Source organism: Dermacoccus sp. MPR-E5 (assembly GCF_058809565.1).
In genome coordinates this window covers 91,549-108,836 of the sequence record NZ_JBXASS010000004.1, presented here as the reverse complement: position 1 = coordinate 108,836, position 17,288 = coordinate 91,549, and the positions used below count along the sequence as shown (strand labels likewise).

Genomic DNA, 17,288 nt, shown 5'->3' with positions numbered 1-17,288 from the left:
GCTGCACCGACGCGCGGGGCGCGTCACTCCTCGGTGCGGTAGCTCTCGTGCTCGGTCCAGACTCCGGCCTGACGTTCGGCCGCGAGCTCTTCGCGCGCCAGACGCTGACCGTCCTTGCGGTTGTGGAACTCGTCGCGCTTCTCGGCGCGCGACGGACGCGACGCCTCCTCGAGGCGTAGGTCGGTGCCGCGGGCGCCGAGCAGTTCGGCGCCGGCCTGCAGGGTGGGCTCCCAGTCGAAGACGACAGCGTTGTCGCCGGGACCGATGAGGACGGTCGAGCCGGGCACCGCGCCCGCCTTGAACAACTCCTCCTCGATACCGAGTCGGTTGAGACGATCGGCGAGGTAGCCGACGGCCTCGTCGTTGCTGAAGTCGGTCTGGCGCACCCAGCGCGTCGGGCGATCCCCGACGATACGGAACAGCGTGCCGTGCGTGCCACCCTCCTTCACGATGCGGAACCCGGCGTCGTCCATGGCCTTCGGACGCACGATGACGCGCGCCGGCACGGCCGACTCGACCTCCTGACGCGCCTGCTCGACGTGCTTGGCGAGCGCGAACGTCAGCTCCTTGAGGCCCTGGTGCGCAACGGCGGAGACGATGAACACCTCGAGGCCGCGTGCTTCGAGGTCGGGCTTGACCATCTCGGCGAGTTCGCGGGCGTCCGGCACGTCGGCCTTGTTGAGCACGACGATGCGGGTGCGCTCGGAAAGGGGCTTGCCGCCGAGGGATTCGTCGGCGACGTACTCGCTCAGTTCGTGCTCGATCGTGTCGAGGTCGCTCATCGGGTCACGGCCCGGCTCGAGCGTCGCGCAGTCGATGACGTGGACGAGGACCGAGCAGCGCTCGACGTGACGCAGGAACTCCAGGCCGAGGCCCTTGCCCTGGCTCGCGCCGGGGATGAGACCGGGCACGTCGGCGATCGTGAAACGCTGCGAACCAGCCGTCACGACACCGAGATTGGGCACGAGCGTCGTGAACGGGTAGTCGGCGATCTTCGGCTTCGCGGCGCTGACGACGGAAACGAGCGAGCTCTTGCCGGCGCTCGGGAAACCGATGAGGGCGACGTCGGCGAGCGTCTTCAGCTCGAGCACGATGTCGTTGCTCTCCCCCGGCTCGCCGAGCAGCGCGAAACCGGGCGCCTTGCGCCGCTGGCTCGCGAGGGCCTTGTTGCCGAGGCCGCCGCGGCCACCGGCGGCCGCGACGTAACGGCTGCCGAAACCGACGAGGTCGGCGAGGATCGTGCCGTCGCGATCCTTGACGACGGTGCCCTCCGGCACGGGCAGGACGAGGTCGTCGCCGTCGGCGCCGTTGCGTTCGTCACCGGCACCCGGCTTGCCGTTCTGCGCGCTGCGGTGCGGGCTCTTGTGGTACTCGAGCAGCGTCGTCACCTGCGGGTCGACCTCGAGGACGACGTCACCGCCGTGCCCGCCGTTGCCGCCGTCCGGGCCACCGAGCGGCTTGAACTTCTCACGATGCACGGAGGCGACGCCGTGCCCACCGTTGCCGGCCGTCACGTTGAGGACGACGCGGTCGACGAAGTTGGTTGCCATGGGTGATTCCTTTCGGCGCGCGCGAGGCGCGTGGCGCGGCCGGGCCCGTGAGGCCCGTGGTGCCGCCGTGATGCGGTGCCGCGTCGATGCGTCACCACGTTGATTCTATGAGCGTTCCGAGACGCACGTGAGGGGGTGAGCCGCGACGCGCGGGCTCACCCCCTCACGCGGGGTGATCAGATGATCGCGTGAGCGATCAGGCCGTGATCTCCGGCTCGACGACGATGTCGACGACCTTGCGGCCCTTGCGCTCGCCGAACTTGACGGCGCCCGGGGCGAGGGCGAAAAGCGTGTCGTCGCCGCCACGGCCGACGTTCTCGCCGGGGTGGAAGTGCGTGCCGCGCTGGCGGACGATGATCTCGCCCGTGCCGACGACCTGGCCGCCGAAGCGCTTCACGCCGAGTCGCTGTGCATTGGAGTCACGACCGTTGCGGGTCGAGGATGCACCCTTCTTGTGTGCCATGTCAGAGCCTCTTTCGAAATCTGTGGAAGATCAGGGGTGAGCGCGAGGCTCAGCCGATCTTGGTGACCTTGATCTGCGTCAGCGGCTGACGGTGGCCCTGGCGCTTGCGGTAACCCGTCTTGTTCTTGTACTTCATGATGGTGATCTTCGGGCCCTTGGCGGCCTTGACGACCTCGGCGGCCACCTTGACACCGGCCAGCTTGTCGGCCTCGACCGTGATGTCGGCACCGTCGACGAGCATGAGCGGCTTCAGCTCGATGCTCTCGCCCGGCTGCGCCGAGACCTTGTCGATGAGGAGGACATCGCCGACGGAGACCTTCTCCTGGCGACCACCCGCGCGAACAATCGCGTACACGTTGGACTCTCTTTCGTCATGGCACGCTCGCTCTGTCTGACCGGCCGATAGCTACCCCGGTTTCGCCGCGCACACGCACGAGGCGCAGGCTGGCGGTGACGGGACATCGGGCGCGGTGGGCGCACCAAACGTAAAGAATACCTGGCGGCGGGTGCGGGGCCCAAATCGTCCTGATGGCCCGCCGGCTGTCGGTGCCTCGCCTCGCCAGGACGCTTGAGGTCTGAAACTCCGCGGTGCCGGATTGAAGTCTTCACGACGACGGTTGGGGGCCGAAAATCCGCCATGCGGAGTTTCGGCCCCCAAGATCGTCGGGACGACGTGGTGCGCGCCCCGCGCGATCGATCAGTCGTCGCTCGCTGCCTTCGGCGCGGGTGCCCCGGCGGGCGAGCTGACGCGAGCACGCTTCTTGCGTGCCGGAGCCTTCTGCTCGCCAACGGCAGCCGACGCCGCGTCAGACGTGTTGCTCGCCGTAGCCGTGTTGTGGGCCGTGGCCGTGTCGTTCGCGGTGGTCGCGTCGCTCGTCGTGGTCGAACCCGTCGAGTTCGACGCCGAGCCGTCCTCCCCTGCGACCTTCGTCAACGGGGCCGGCGACGACGCCGGCGCGCTGAGGTCGACCGGCTGCAGAGTGACGGGCGCACCCGCGCTCGAACCGGCGCGGCGACGCGGACGCTTCATCGGCGCCGGCGTCGTGCCGGCCGACGAGGTGACGACTGCCGATGACGTGGCGTTCGCCGGAGCATCCGACGTCGATGCGGCACCCAGCGTCGGGCCGTCGGTCGATGCCGTGTCCGTGCCGGAGCTCGCCAGTGCCGCCGAAGTCGACGGCGTAGCCGAGGTCGACGTGCCCGACTCAAATGCCTCGGACGGTGCGGTCGATGCCGACGCCGATGCCGCCGGCACCGTCATGACGCTCGCCTCACCGGCTCGTGCGGGCGCACCCGTCGACGCCGCCGCGCGACGCGAACCGCGACGACGCGCCGTCGGGGCCTGCGCCGTCGACGCCGTCGCAGTGGCAGCGCTGCCCGCGTCGGCAGGAGCCGAACCGCTCACCGTCGTGCCGTTCGTCGCGATGTCGGCAGCGGCACCCTCGTTCGCCGCAGGCGCGCTCGTCACGTCGCCCGCGTCCGTCGAGGCGTCGGCAGCAGCCTGGGCGACGCGCTCCGAGCGCGGCTTGACGCGACCGGAGCGGCGCGTGCCCGACTTCTTGGGCGCACTTGTCTCGGGAGCAGCCTCAGCCGAGCCAGCGCCGTCCTGCGGCGACACCGTCATGACGGCGTCGTCGTCAGACGCGGTGGAGACGGGCTTCGACGTCGCCGACTTGTCGCCCGCGGAGATCGCTGCGGCGTGCGCGGCCGCGGCGATCTGCGCGAAACCGTTGTCGCGCTCCGCCTTCGACTCGCCGGCCTCGTCCTGACGACCCTGGTGCTGACCGCCGTTCGAGCCGCCGGTCGAACCGTGCGAACCGTTGCCCGGGGTGTCACGGCCACCACGACCACCGCGCCCGCCACGACCCTTGCGGTTCGTGTCGTTGCCGTTGATGTCGCGGTTCTCGACCGGGTGGTCGTGGATGACGATGCCGCGCCCCTGGCACGACTCGCACGTCTCGGAGAAGACCTCGACGAGGCCCGCGCCGACGCGCTTGCGCGTCATCTGCACGAGGCCGAGCGAGGTGACCTCGGCGACCTGGTGCTTCGTGCGGTCGCGGCCCAGGCACTCGAGCAGGCGACGCACGACGAGCTCGCGGTTCGCCTCGAGCACCATGTCGATGAAGTCGACGACGATGATGCCGCCGATGTCGCGCAGGCGCAGCTGACGCACGATTTCCTCGGCCGCCTCGATGTTGTTCTTCGTCACGGTCTCCTCGAGGTTGCCCCCGGAGCCGACGAACTTGCCGGTGTTGACGTCGACGACCGTCATCGCCTCGGTGCGGTCGATGACGAGCGAACCGCCCGACGGCAACCACACCTTGCGGTCCATGGCCTTGGCTAGCTGCTCGTCGATGCGGTGCTCGGCGAAGACGTCTTCGTCGCCCTCCCACTTCTCGAGGCGCTCGACGAGGTCGGGCGCGACCTCGGAGATGTAGGTGTGCACCTCGTTCCAGGCACGCTCGCCGGAGACGACCATCTTCGCGAAGTCCTCGTTGAACACGTCGCGGATGACGCGGACCGTCAGATCCGGTTCGCCGTGCAGCAGCGACGGCGCGTTGGCCGTCTCGGCCTTCGCCTGGATGCGCTCCCACATCTTCATGAGGCGCTCGACGTCGGCGCGCAACTCCTCCTCGGAAGCACCCTCGGCGGCGGTGCGGACGATGACGCCCGCGTCGGCCGGCACGACCTCCTTGAGGATGCGCTTGAGGCGCGCGCGCTCGGTGTCGGGCAGCTTGCGGCTGATGCCCGTCATCGAGTTGCCCGGCACGAAGACGACGAAGCGTCCCGGTAGCGAGATCTGCGACGTCAGGCGGGCGCCCTTGTGGCCGATCGGGTCCTTCGTCACCTGGACGAGGACGCTCTCGCCCGCCTTGAGGGCGTGCTCGATGCGCTTGGGCTGGTTGTCGAGACCGGCGGCGTCCCAGTTGACCTCGCCGGCGTACAGGACGGCGTTGCGCCCGCGGCCGATGTCGACGAACGCCGCCTCCATCGACGGCAGCACGTTCTGCACCCGGCCGAGGTAGACGTTGCCCGCCATCGAGCTCGCCTGCTCCTGACGCGAGACATAGTGCTCGGCGAGCACCCCGTCCTCGAGGACGCCGATCTGAGTGCGCCCCTCCTGCTCGCGCACGACCATGACGCGCTCGACGCTCTCGCGGCGTGCGAGGAACTCGGCCTCGGTGATGACGGTGCGGCGGCGTCCCGCCTCACGGCCCTCGCGGCGGCGCTGCTTCTTCGCCTCGAGGCGCACCGAGCCCTTGATGGACGTGATCTCGTCCTTCGCGCGACGCGGCTCGCGCACCTTCGTCACGGTGTTCGCGTCGTCGCCGTCCGAGCCCTGACCCGAGCCGCTGCGACGGCGACGGCGCGTGCGCTTGCGCGACCCCGCGTCGTCCTGGGCGTCGTCGTGCTTCGAGCTGTCGTCCTGCGCGGCGTTGCCGTCGCGCTTGGAGCCGTCGCCCTGCGCCGCGTCGTCGTGCTTCGCGTTGCCACCCTTGGAACCGGAGTCGCGGTCGTCGGCGTCGTCGTGCTGAGCCTGCGAACCGTCGCGGGCGTCGTCACCCTTGTTGCCGCGACGGCCACGGCCGCCGCGTCGGCGCCGAGGGGTCTGCTCGTCGTCGTTCTCATCGTTCTCGTCGTTCGCGTCGTGGTTGTCGTCGGTGTCGGCCGACTGCTTCGCGCCCGCATCGTCCGCGTCCTCGCGCGAGCCGTGAGCGGCGTCGTCGGACGACGCGTCGCCATTTTCGTCGTGCTGCGCGTCATCACCGCGACGGCGGCGGCTGCGCGAACGCGCGGGCCGCGGCTGCTCGTCGGCCTCGTCGTCGTCGCCACCTGCGCGGCCCGCGGGTGCCTCGTCACGCGGCGACTCGTCATCGGCGCGGCGCGAGCGGCGGGGCACGCGCGTCATCGGGTCGGCGGCCTGGAACACGAGGCCGAACGCGGCGCCGGCGGGCGCGCCCTGGCCCGAGTCGCCATCGGTGACGTCCTCGTCACCGTCGATGGCCTCGACCTCGTCGCTCGTGTCAGCGTCCTGCGCGGGCTCGGCCTGCGGCGCTGTGAAGGGGCTGCCGGCCGCGAACGGGCTGGCGAAGGGGAATTCAAGATTTTCGGGGGCCACGGGGCCCTCCTTCTTCGTCGGCACGACGTGTGCCACAGAAAGACCACCTGGGCCTTGCACGCGCCGCGGCGCGGATCGTTCGTATCGCCTGCGATCGTTCGTGTCCGCAGGACGGAAGTCGTCTTCTACGTGGCTCGTCGGCTCGCGCTGCGCGCGGCACCGGACGTCACGCCGCAGAGCTTCTCGGTCGGCGGCTTCGCATGACGATGCGTCGGCCACCCTCGCGCGATTCGCGGTGCATCGGCTGCGGCTCGCGCCGCATCACCTGCGCTCCGACGGCGCGGTCGGAAGGTTCTGCGGGAGCGACAGGCTCTGTGAGACCTGCACGTTCCACCCGCATTATCGCACAGTCACCCCACGAGTGCCGGCAGGTCGGCACCCTCGTGTCCACATGGCGTCACAGCGCCTCCCCCACGCTGCGCCTCCCGACCGACGCCTCCCGCCCGGGGGCTTCGTTCGGATGGAGGTCTCAGGCGTCGAACGGGTCGCTGACGCGGCCGCCGGCTTCGAGGACGCCTTGTGCGAGACGCGTCATGAGGGGCGAACGCGGCACCTGCAGGCCCGTCAGCTCGGTGAGACCGGTCATGACGTCGATGGGGCGCACCGCGGGCGTCGTGTGCTGGATCGTCATCGTCCAGCGCACGAGGTCACGTCCGTCGGCATCTCCGGCGCGCACGAGCACGACGTCGGAGGCGAGGACGGCCTGACGCACGTCGAACTCGCGCGCACCCGACTTCGTCATGCGGGTGACGAGCAGCTCGGCGCGATCCATGAACGTCGCCACGGCGTCGGTGATTGTCTCGAGCGTGACGCCTTCGAAGTCGAGCTGCCACACGCTGGCCTGGAGCAGGTCGGCGAGCGCTCCCGGTGCGGCCTCGACGACGCGCAGCACGGCCATGTCCTGCGGCAACGATTCGTCGAGCGCTGCGCGCAGCGCCTCGAGGTCGCACTGCTGCGTCAACTGCAGCTGGAAGTACTCGGCCTCGGAGGCGGCCCCCGTCGGCGCGGCGTTCGCGTACGAGATACGCGGGTGCGGGTGGAAGCCTGCGGAGAACGCCATCGGCACCCCCGCGCGACGCACGGCACGCTCGAGGGCGCGCTGGAAGTCACGCGTCGAGGAGAAACGCAGACGTCCGCGCTTGGCGTACCTCACCGAGACCTTCTGGACGGCGGGTGCGGGGGGCGGACCTTCGGGAACTCGCTGACGTGCCACGAGCACGAGCCTACCGTCGACGCAAGGGCGCGCGGATCACCGCACCGTCACTCGGCTCGCCGGCACGACGAGGCACGCGATTCAGCGGATGCCGCGGGTGACGGCGGCCGTCGCGCCCTCGAGGGGCCCACGCGACCACGGTTCGCGCGAGACCAGCGAGCGCCACGCCATCGGCAACACGAGGGCGCCGACGCACAGGACGCCGACGTTGCCCCACGCGTCGTCGCGTTCGCCGGGATGCAGCTCACGCACGTACCAGGCGAGGTAGGCGATCTGCAGGACGTAGACACTCAACGTCATCGACCCCGCGGCGGCGAGCGCCGGCAGGCAGAAGCGCTCCGGCACGACGGCGAACCAGGCGAGCGCGAATCCCCCGACGAGCAGCGCCTCGAGCACGATCTCGAGGTGACTGCCGTCGTACGGTTCGAACGCGAGGCGCCCCGACGTCTTCGCCGCCATGAGCAACGCGGCCCCTGCGAGTGCGACGAGGCCCGCCAGGCCCGCGCTCCACGCGGGGACGGCGCGTGTCCAGCGCCACAGCACGATGCCGAGGCAGGTGAAGACGAGCAGCGTCGTCAGGCGGTAGTGCGGCCCCGCGACCACGACGTCCCACAAACGGTGGCCCACGTCGTCGCCGGCGACGAGAGCCTCGGTGCTGCGGGTGCGGCCCCAGCTCAGCAGGGCGGGTGCGGCAGCCCACGACATCGTGGCGATCCCGAGCAGCACCGTGTCGGGCAGCCGCGCCAGCAGGGGCGCGAGCAGCGTCGGCAGGGCGAGGTAGACGAGGACGACGTCGACCTGCGCACCCCACGGCTCGATCCACAACCCGAGCGCGACGAGCACGGCCGCGCGCACCCCGGCCCGGACGAACGAGACGGTCAGCCCGGCGTTGCCCCGGTCCGCGAGCATCGCGCTGATGCCGATGAGAAGCGCGAACAACGGCGCCGTCGCGAACTCGGTCAACGCCGCCAGTCGGAACGGGCCGTCGTCCGGGGCGCAGTAGGCGACGAACATCGACACGAGGGCGAGCCCGCGCAGCATGTCGACGCGCGCATCGCGCCTGTGGACGCCGCGGCGAGCACGTCGTGGGCTCATCGGCGTCTCACCGGCGCCCCGTCGAGACGAGTCGCATCGTCATGACGCCGCGCCCACGTCAGTGCGCGTGGTCGGCGGCGGCCAACTTCTTCGCACCCTCACCGAGGACGGTGAGCGGCAGCAGCGTCTTGCCCGTGGGGCCGATCTGGATGTCGGTGTCCATCTGCGGGCACACGCCGCAGTCGAAGCACGGCGTCCAGCGGCAGTCGTCGACTTCTTCCTCGGAGAGGGCATCCTGCCAGTCCTGCCACAGCCAGTCCTTGTCGAGACCGGAGTCGAGGTGATCCCAGGGCAGCACCTCGAGCTCGCCGCGCTCACGCGTCGTGTACCAGTCGACGTCGATCGGGTGCTCGGAGGCGGCGAAGACCGCGTCAGCCTGCCCCATCCAGCGCTCGTAGCTGAAGTGCTCGCTCCAGCCGTCGAAGCGGCCGCCGTCACGCCACACGGCCTCGATGACGGCGCCGACGCGGCGGTCGCCGCGGCTCAGCAGGCCCTCGACGATGCCGGGCTTGCCGTCGTGGTAGCGCATGCCGATACTCGAACCGAACTTCTTGTCGGCTCGGATGGCGTCCTTGAGCTTCTTGAGCCGCTCGTCCGTGGCCTCGGCCGACAGCTGAGCGCACCACTGGAACGGCGTGTGCGGCTTCGGTACGAACCCGCCGATGGAGACGGTGCAGCGGATGTCCTTGCGGCCGCTCACCTGGCGCCCGGTCTCGATGACGCGGCGCGCCATGTCGGCGATCTGCAGGACGTCCTCGTCGGTCTCGGTGGGCAGGCCGCACATGAAGTACAGCTTCACCTGACGCCAGCCCGCGCCGTATGCGGCGGCGACGGTGTTGATGAGGTCGTCCTCGGAGACCATCTTGTTGATGACCTTGCGGATGCGCTCGCTGCCGCCCTCGGGCGCGAACGTCAGACCCGAGCGGCGGCCGTTGCGCGTCAGCTCGTTGGCGAGGTCGATGTTGAACGCGTCGACGCGCGTCGACGGCAGCGACAGACCCGTCTGCGTGCCCTCGTAGCGGTCGGCGAGGCCCTTGGAGATCTCGGCGATCTCGGTGTGGTCGGCGGAGCTCAGCGAGAGCAGGCCCACCTCCTCGAAGCCGGTCGCGGCGAGGCCCTTCTCGACCATCTCGCCGATGCCTGTGATCGAACGCTCGCGCACGGGGCGCGTGATCATGCCGGCCTGGCAGAAACGGCAACCACGCGTGCAGCCGCGGAAGATCTCGACGCTCATCCGCTCGTGGACGGACTCGGCCATCGGCACGAGCGGCTGCTTCGGGTAAGGCCACTCGTCGAGATCCATGACGGTGTGCTTCGCGACGCGCCACGGCACACCGTGCGCCTCCTCGCTCAGCACGACACGCTGGATGCGCCCGTCGGGCAGGTAGTCGACCTCGTACATCGACGGCACGTAGACGCTGCCCGTGCGCGCGAGTTCGAGCAGCAGCCCGCGACGCCCGCCGGGGCGCTCGGCGAGCTTCCACTCCTTGATGATGTCGGTGATGAGCAGGACGGCCTCTTCGCCGTCACCGATGACGGCGGCGTCGATGAAGTCGGCGATCGGCTCGGGGTTGAACGCCGAGTGCCCGCCCGCGAGGACGATCGGGTCGTCGATCGTGCGCTCGTCGGCGTGCAGGGGGATTCCGCCGAGGTCGAGCGCCGTCAGCATGTTCGTGTAGCCGAGCTCGGTCGAGAACGACATGCCGAGCACGTCGAAGTCGCGCACGCTGCGGTGGCCGTCGACGGTGAACTGCGGCACGCCCGCCTCACGCATCTTCGCCTCCATGTCCGGCCACATGGAGTAGGTGCGCTCGGCGAGCGCGTCATCACGCTCGTTGAGCACTTCGTACAGGATCATGACGCCCTGGTTGGGCACGCCGACCTCGTAGGCGTCGGGGTACATGAGGGCCCAGCGCGTCGTCAGCTCCTGTCCGTCGGGGCCGTAGCCGCCGCAGTTCCAGTCCTTGACCTGGGCGTTGAGCTCGCCACCGACGTACTGGATCGGCTTGTTCACCTGCTCCAGCAGCGGCTCGAGATCGTGGAAGACAGACTCACCAGACATGTCCCCCAGGGTAGTTCGGCCCAGGACGAGCGCCCAATCGTCGCCGGGGCGCCCGCTCAGGCGCTGCCCGTCTCACCTCCACGGCGTGACGCCGCCACGAGCGCGGCGACGAACGCGTCGACGTCCTCGTCGCGGGTGTCGAACGAGCACATCCAGCGCACCTCGCCGCGTGCCTCGTCCCAGTCGTAGAACCGGTAGCTCTCGCGCAGTCGGTTCGCGACGTCGGCCGGCAGCGTCGCGAAGACGGCGTTGACCTGCGTCGGCTGCGTGAACGCGACCTCACCGAGCGCACCGCGCGCCTGCTCGGCCTCGATCCCGGCCCGCAGGCGCCGCGCCGCAGCGTTGGCCTGCGTCGCGTTCTCGCGCCACAGCTCACCGTCGTAGAGCGCGAGCAACTGCGCGGAGACGAAGCGCATCTTCGACGTCAGCTGCATGAGGAACTTGCGCGAGAACCCGAGCCCCGCACACGCCTCGGGCGTCAGCGCCACGACGGCCTCGGCGAGCATCGCGCCGTTCTTCGTGCCACCGAGGCTGATGGCGTCGACGCCGGTGTCCGTCGTGATGGCGCGCAGCGGCACCTCCAGCGCGGCGGCGGCGTTCGACAACCGCGCGCCGTCGAGGTGCACCTTGAGCCCCAATCGGTGCGAGTGTTCGGCGATCGCGGCGATCTCGTCGGGCGTGTAGAGCGTACCCAGTTCGCTCGACTGCGTGATCGACACGACGCCGGCCTGGGCGCGGTGCTCGTCCCCGAAACCCCATGCCTCGCGGTCGATGAGTTCTGGGGTGAGCTTGCCGTCCTCGGTCTCGACCGTGAGCAGCTTGAGCCCGCCGGTGCGCTCCGGCGCGCCACCCTCGTCGACATGGATGTGCGCCGTCGTCGCGGCGATGACGGCGCCCCAGCGCGGCAGCATCGACTGCAGCGCGAGGACGTTCGCGCCCGTGCCGTTGAAGACCGGGTAGGCGATCGCGTCGTCACCGAAGTGGCCCCGCACGACCTCCTGCAGCCGCTGCGTGTAGTCGTCCGCACCGTAGGCGCCCTGGTGGCCGCCGTTGGCCGCGGCGAGCGCCTCGACGACGCGGGGGTGCATCCCCGCGTAGTTGTCGGACGCGAAGTCGCGCCGCGCGGTGTCGTGCAGCGCCTCGAACGGTTCGTGCTTCATCGTCGTCTCCTCAGTCATCGCGGCCCGTGATGCCTCGCGTCGAGGCGATGACGGGCGCCATCTTGCGCTCGAGCGCCTCGAAGAACATCGACAGCGGGAACTCGTCGTCGAGCACCGCGTCGGTGTAGCCCTTCGGCGGCCCCGCGAGCACCTCGTCGGGCAGCCCGCGCGCCCACACCGACGCCGGGTGCGGCGTCAGAACGGAACGGATCAGCTCGTACGCCGCGAGCCAGTGCGCGACCTTGGGGCGGTCGATCGAGCGCCAGTACAGCTCGTCGACGGCGTCGGCGAGTTCGATGATGCAGGCGGGCAGGCGCGACCACTCGACCGTGAGCTTCGAGTCCGTCCAGTTCATCACGCCACGCTGGTGCAGCCACGCGAACAGCAGCTGCCCGCCGAGACCGTCGTAGTTGCGCACACGGCCGCCGGTGAGCGCGAACCGGAAGATGCGATCGAGCAGGACGGCGTACTGCACGCCGCGCGCATGCGTCAGCGTGTCACGCTCCACGGCGGTCAGGTTCTCCCCCGCGACGACGCGCTCGCCGAGACGACGCTCGAGGTCGACGCAGTGACGGAACGCCGTGAGGTCGCAGCGCAACTCCTCGAGCGAGTAGAGGAAGTACGGCATGCGCTGCTTGATCATGAACGGGTCGAACGGGAGATCGCCGCGCATGTGGCTGCGGTCGTGGATGAGATCCCACATGATGAAGGTCGCCTCGGTGAGCGACTGATCCTCGAGCATCGCCTGCGCCCCGCTCGGCAGTTCGAGCTTCGTGATGCGCGCGGCTTCGCTGACGACGCGCCGGTAGCGCGCTGCCTCACGGTCCTGGAAGATCGCACCCCAGGTGAAGACGGGCGTCTCACGCGTCGCGACGGTCTCCGTGAACAGCACCGCCGAGTTCGTGTCGTAGCCGGAGGTGAAGTCGACGAAGCGCAGCGGCACGAACAGCGGGTTCTCGTACTCGCGCTCGAGGGTGTCGATGAACTCCGGCCAGATCACCTCGACGAGGACGGCCTCGAGGTGACGGTTCGGCGAACCGTTCTGGGTGTACATCGGGAACACGACGAGGTGGCGAACGCCGTCCTCGCGCTGGTTCTGCGGGTCGAATGCGACGAGCGAGTCGAGGAAGTCGGGCACGCCGAAACCGTGGTCGGCCCACCGGCGCAGGTCGACGACGAGCGCGTCGAGGTAGGCGGCGTCGTGCGGGAACGACGGCGCGAGCGCCTCGATCGCCGTCACGGCGCGCTCGAGCTCGGCGCCTGCGGCGCCGGCGTCAGCCTCGGGGGCGAGAGAGCCGTCCTTGACCTGCATCGCGGCGATGGCCTCGCATGCGGCCTTGAGCTCGCTCCACGCGGTGGTGTCCTCGACGACCTCGGGCTCCCCGACGACGGCCTTGACCTCACGGGTGGACGTGAGCAGCTGGGCACTGGACATGGACAACCTCCGATCGCTGAGTGCGAGCCGATGTAAGCGGCAAAGGGACTTGACGCCCCTCACACTATCGCGAGACGAAGGGTGGTGATGACCTGAGGCACACGTGACCTGCGCGGACTCGGCGCGCGTGCGGGCACGCGAACGGGGCACCCGGGCGTCATCGGCTCGAATGCCCCGTTCGTCGGCCCGCGCGGCGGGCGGGCGTCAGTCGGTGTAGAGCTCGTCGAGGTCGTCCTTGAACTTCTTGACGACGACGCGGCGCTTGATCTTCATGCTGGGGGTGATCTCACCCTCCTCGACCGACAGGTCGCGCGGCAGGATGATGAAACGCTTGATCTGCTCCCAGCGGTTGAGCCGCAGGTTCATCTCGTCGACGTAGCCCTGCACCATCTCCCGGCACGCGTCGCTCGTCACGACGTCGCGGTAGCTCTTGCCGGCCATGCCGTTCTTCTCGGCCCACTCGGCGATGGCGTCTTCGTCGAGCGTGATGATCGCGGAGACGAACTTGCGGCCATCGCCCTCGACGACGAGGTTCGAGGCGTACGGGCAGACGCCCTTGAACATCGCCTCGATGGCGCCGGGCGATACGTACTTGCCGTTCGAGGTCTTGAACAGATCCTTCTTGCGGTCGGTGATGCGGATGTGGCCCGACTCGGAGATCTCACCGATGTCACCGGTGTGGAACCAGCCGTCCGTCAGCACCTCGGCGGTCTCGCGCTCGAGGTTCCAGTAGCCCTGCATGACGCCGGGACCCTTGACGAGCAGTTCGTCGTCCTCACCGAGCTTGAACTCGGTGCCCGGCAGCGGCCAACCGACGGTGCCGACCTGGTTCGCGCCGAGGTAGGGACGGTTGACGCTCGCCGCCGCCGACGACTCCGACAGGCCGTAGCCCTCGAGGATCGGCAGACCGATCGCGGAGAACCACAGCGCGATGTCCTTGTTGAGCGCCGCCGAACCGGAGATGAAGTAGCGCACGTGACCGCCGAAGCGGGCGCGGATCTTCGACAGGATGATCTTGTCGGCCAACTTGTACTCGATCGCGAGACGCCCGGAGGGCTCGCGGCCGTCGGCGCGCTCGTTGGCCACCTTCGTGCCGACCTCCACGGCCCAGCGGTACAGCTTGAGTTTCGCGCCGCCGTCGGCCTCCATCATCGTGTTGATCTTGCCGTACACCTTCTCGAAGATGCGCGGCGCGGCGCCCATCCACGTCGGCTGCGTCTCGGGCAGGTTGTCGATGATCTTGTCGACGCGACCGTCGACGACCGTCGGGAAACCGACCTGGATCGGCAGGCACAGCAGCATCTTGCCGAACACGTGCGACAAGGGCAGCCACAGGTACTGCACGTCACCCGCGTTGAGCAGACCGGTCGAGTCGACGGCGGACGCCTCGTACGTCCAGCAGTCGTGCGACAGGCGCACACCCTTCGCCTTGCCCGTCGTGCCCGAGGTGTAGATGAGGGTCGCGAGGTGCTGCGGCTTGATGCCGGCGACGCGGTCGTCGATGACGTCGGGCGTCTCCTCGAGACGGGTGCGGCCGAGCTCGCGCAGCTCGTCGAGCGTCATGACCCACTCGCCGTCACCCTCGCCGTCGAAGACGACGACCTTGACGACGTCGGGGATCTGCTCGCGTCCGCTACGCAGCTTCTCGACCTGATCGGTGTCCTCGGCGAACACGACGCGCGAGCCCGAGTCGGTGAGGATGTGGACGACGTCGGCGAGCTGGCTCGTCGGGTACACGGTCGTCGTCGCCGCGCCAGCGAGCATGTTGCCCAGGTCCGCGAGGACCCACTCCAGGCGGGTCGAGGAGGCGATGGCGACGCGGTCCTCGGCGTCCACGCCGAGCGCGACGAGGCCCGCCGCGATCTGACGGGCGTGCGTGTCGGTCTGCGCCCACGTCATCGACTTCCAGGCGCCACCCTGCGGGAAGCGGTACGCCTCGTCCTGGCCCGACTTCGCGACGCGGTCGATGAACAGATGCGCGACGCTGCGGGCTCGGTTGTCGATGAGATCGCGCTCGAACTTCTCGTCGGCGATGTTCATGACCATGGGTAGGCGCCTCCAGTCGCAACTCGGCAGAGTGGTTACTCGCCAGTTTTCCTCGGTGTAGCCCTCACCCTAGGCGAGAGCGGCGGGTCTTTTGGATGTTTCCGACGAGCCCGATGGCGGCCCAGCACGAAAACATGCTCGATCCACCGTACGAGACGAACGGCAGCGGCACCCCCGTGACGGGCATGAGACCGAGGTTCATCCCGAGGTTCTCGAGCGTCTGGACGAGGAACCATCCGGCGAGCGCGACGCAGACGAGGCGCGCGAAATCGTCCTCCGAACGGCGCGCCACGTGCAGCATGCGCACGACGACGAACAGCTCGAGCGCGACGACGCCCACGGCCCCGACGAACCCGAGCTCCTCCCCCGCGACGGAGAATACGAAGTCGGTGTACTGGAACGGGATGAACCCGCCCTGCGTCGAGCGTCCCTCGAACAAGCCCTCACCGAACAACCCCCCGGAACCGATGGCCGTCTTGACCTGCGCCACCTGGTAGCCGATGCCACTCGGGTCGGCGGTGGGGTCGACGAACGCGAGCAGCCGGTCGCGCTGATACGGCGCGAGCACGGGGGTGAACAGGGCGACGGCGACGACTCCCGCGAGCGCGGTGCCCGCGCCGAGCAGCACCCGCCGGCGCACCCCGGGGACGAGCAGCGCCGAGACCGCGAGCAGGGTGAGAACGACGGCTGAGCCGAAGTCGGGTTGCAGCATGATGAGCGCCAGGGGCACGGCGACGACGGCGAGCGGCAACCGCAGCTGCCGCAGGCCGAGGGGGCGCGGGTCGTCGCGGTCGGCGAGGACGGACGCGAGCGTCACGGCGAGCGCGACCTTCGCCATCTCCGACGGCTGGATCGAGAAGCCGGGTAGTTCGATCCACGAGCGCGAACCGTTGATCGTGCTGCCGAGGGGTGTCAGGACGGCGACGAGGGCGAGCAACGTGAGGAGGTAGATCGCCGGGGCGAGCGCGCGCAACGTCCGCGGATCGAGGCGCATGATGAGCGCCGCGAGGCCCACTCCGATGACGGCGTTGATGACGCCGCGCACGGCGAAGGCGGTGCCGGAGACGTGTGCGGTGGCCGACCACGTCAGCAGGATGCCGATGACGGTGAGGCCGGCCGCCGCCGTCAGCAGGCCGAGGTCGAGGCGTGCGAGGTCGGCGAGGACGCGTCGCGGCTCGCGTCGCGCTGCGTTCACGCAGGCGCGAGCAGGTCGCGTGCCGCCTCGACGTCGCGCGTCATCTGCTCGATCAGTGCCTCGATCGAGTCGAATTTCACGTTGCCGCGCAGGTGCTGCACGAACTCGACGGCGACGATCTCGCCGTACAGGTCGAGGTCGGTGCGGTCGAGGACGTACGCCTCGACCGTGCGCTCGGGGATGTCGAACGTCGGGTTCGTGCCGACGCTGATGGCGGCGGGCAAGCGGTATTCGGGGTCGTCCTGGGCGAGCGAGCGACGCACCAGCCACCCCGCGTACACACCGTCAGCGGGGACGACGCCCTCGGCGTCCCGCGCGAGGTTGGCCGTCGGGAAACCGAGTTCGCGCCCGCGCTGGAAGCCCTTGACGACCTCCCCGACGACGCAGTGGTTGCGCCCGAGTACCTCGGCGGCCTCATCGACCTTGCCGCCCGCGATGAGTTCGCGCACCTGCGAGGACGACCAGCGCACGCCCGGGCCGACGTCGTCGAGGGCGATGACGTCGAAGCCGAACTCGCCCCCCAGCTCGCTCAGCGTCCTGATGTCGCCGGAGTTCTTCACGCCGAAGCGGGTGTCCTTGCCGACGACGACGCAGCGCGCATGCAGGGCGTCGACGAACGTCGCCTCGACGAACTCGCGCGGCGTCTGCGCGGCGAGCTCGCGGGTGAACGGCATGACGACGACGGCGTCGAGGCCGAGCTGTTCGAGCAGGAACAGCCGGTCCTTCATGCCCGTCAGCATCTCGGGCGCCTTGTCGGGCGCGAGGACGGCGAGGGGGTGCGGCTCGAACGTCACAGCGACGCTCTTGAGCCCACGGGCGTGAGCCTCTTCCGCGACGCGCTGCATCACGGCGGCGTGGCCGCGGTGGACGCCGTCGAAGTTTCCGAGTGTGACGACGGTGGGCCCGAAGTCGGCGGGCAGGTCGTGGGGGTCAGTCAGGCGCAGCACGA

At 69.7% G+C, this 17,288-nt stretch carries 12 protein-coding genes; all 12 read right to left on the bottom strand.

The genetic code is table 11. The features are described 5' to 3' along the window. Positions 1 to 23: 23 nt before the first annotated feature. On the bottom strand, positions 24 to 1,550 hold the full coding sequence (gene obgE / locus AC1RS9_RS04115) for a GTPase ObgE (RefSeq protein ID WP_062257584.1): 1,527 nt from the start codon (positions 1,548 to 1,550) through the stop codon (positions 24 to 26). 196 nt (positions 1,551 to 1,746) lie between these two features. Then, positions 1,747 to 2,013, bottom strand: coding sequence for a 50S ribosomal protein L27 (rpmA, locus tag AC1RS9_RS04110; RefSeq protein WP_006944241.1), 267 nt, complete (start codon positions 2,011 to 2,013; stop codon positions 1,747 to 1,749). Positions 2,014 to 2,062: 49 nt separating this feature from the next. Then, positions 2,063 to 2,368: a 50S ribosomal protein L21 gene (gene rplU, locus AC1RS9_RS04105; protein ID WP_006944318.1), complete on the bottom strand. Its 306-nt coding sequence runs from the start codon at positions 2,366 to 2,368 to the stop codon at positions 2,063 to 2,065. Between the two features lie 342 nt (positions 2,369 to 2,710). Beyond that, complete coding sequence (locus tag AC1RS9_RS04100) at positions 2,711 to 5,923, bottom strand: Rne/Rng family ribonuclease (RefSeq protein WP_492920669.1); 3,213 nt, start codon at positions 5,921 to 5,923, stop codon at positions 2,711 to 2,713. A gap of 679 nt (positions 5,924 to 6,602) precedes the next feature. After that, on the bottom strand, positions 6,603 to 7,352 hold the full coding sequence (locus AC1RS9_RS04095; RefSeq protein ID WP_492920591.1) for a TIGR03936 family radical SAM-associated protein: 750 nt from the start codon (positions 7,350 to 7,352) through the stop codon (positions 6,603 to 6,605). 75 nt (positions 7,353 to 7,427) lie between these two features. Continuing rightward, complete coding sequence (locus AC1RS9_RS04090) at positions 7,428 to 8,441, bottom strand: hypothetical protein (protein WP_074045575.1); 1,014 nt, start codon at positions 8,439 to 8,441, stop codon at positions 7,428 to 7,430. Positions 8,442 to 8,499: 58 nt separating this feature from the next. Continuing rightward, on the bottom strand, positions 8,500 to 10,503 hold the full coding sequence (locus AC1RS9_RS04085) for a TIGR03960 family B12-binding radical SAM protein (RefSeq protein ID WP_074039973.1): 2,004 nt from the start codon (positions 10,501 to 10,503) through the stop codon (positions 8,500 to 8,502). Between the two features lie 56 nt (positions 10,504 to 10,559). After that, positions 10,560 to 11,663 carry a threonine aldolase family protein gene (locus AC1RS9_RS04080; RefSeq protein WP_492920588.1) on the bottom strand — a complete coding sequence of 368 codons (1,104 nt, stop codon included), beginning with the start codon at positions 11,661 to 11,663 and terminating at the stop codon, positions 10,560 to 10,562. 10 nt (positions 11,664 to 11,673) lie between these two features. Next, a complete protein-coding gene (locus tag AC1RS9_RS04075; RefSeq protein ID WP_062257576.1) occupies positions 11,674 to 13,098 on the bottom strand; it encodes a DUF6421 family protein in 1,425 nt (474 codons plus the stop codon). A gap of 204 nt (positions 13,099 to 13,302) precedes the next feature. Further along, on the bottom strand, positions 13,303 to 15,144 hold the full coding sequence (locus AC1RS9_RS04070; RefSeq protein WP_062257574.1) for an AMP-dependent synthetase/ligase: 1,842 nt from the start codon (positions 15,142 to 15,144) through the stop codon (positions 13,303 to 13,305). A 64-nt stretch (positions 15,145 to 15,208) separates the two neighbouring features. Further along, on the bottom strand, positions 15,209 to 16,339 hold the full coding sequence (rodA, locus tag AC1RS9_RS04065; protein ID WP_062257572.1) for a rod shape-determining protein RodA: 1,131 nt from the start codon (positions 16,337 to 16,339) through the stop codon (positions 15,209 to 15,211). Next, a complete protein-coding gene (locus AC1RS9_RS04060; protein ID WP_492920585.1) occupies positions 16,336 to 17,286 on the bottom strand; it encodes a bifunctional riboflavin kinase/FAD synthetase in 951 nt (316 codons plus the stop codon). The genes rodA and AC1RS9_RS04060 overlap by 4 nt, the downstream gene beginning before the upstream one ends. Positions 17,287 to 17,288: the final 2 nt, after the last annotated feature.

Coding starts and splice junctions, on each gene's coding strand:
- obgE (WP_062257584.1), bottom strand. CDS start 1,550: ATGGCAACCAACTTCGTCGACCGCGTCGTCCTCAACGTGACGGCCGGC.
- rpmA (WP_006944241.1), bottom strand. CDS start 2,013: ATGGCACACAAGAAGGGTGCATCCTCGACCCGCAACGGTCGTGACTCC.
- AC1RS9_RS04100 (WP_492920669.1), bottom strand. CDS start 5,923: ATGACGCGCGTGCCCCGCCGCTCGCGCCGCGCCGATGACGAGTCGCCG.
- AC1RS9_RS04090 (WP_074045575.1), bottom strand. CDS start 8,441: ATGAGCCCACGACGTGCTCGCCGCGGCGTCCACAGGCGCGATGCGCGC.
- AC1RS9_RS04085 (WP_074039973.1), bottom strand. CDS start 10,503: ATGTCTGGTGAGTCTGTCTTCCACGATCTCGAGCCGCTGCTGGAGCAG.
- AC1RS9_RS04080 (WP_492920588.1), bottom strand. CDS start 11,663: ATGAAGCACGAACCGTTCGAGGCGCTGCACGACACCGCGCGGCGCGAC.
- AC1RS9_RS04075 (WP_062257576.1), bottom strand. CDS start 13,098: ATGTCCAGTGCCCAGCTGCTCACGTCCACCCGTGAGGTCAAGGCCGTC.
- AC1RS9_RS04070 (WP_062257574.1), bottom strand. CDS start 15,144: ATGGTCATGAACATCGCCGACGAGAAGTTCGAGCGCGATCTCATCGAC.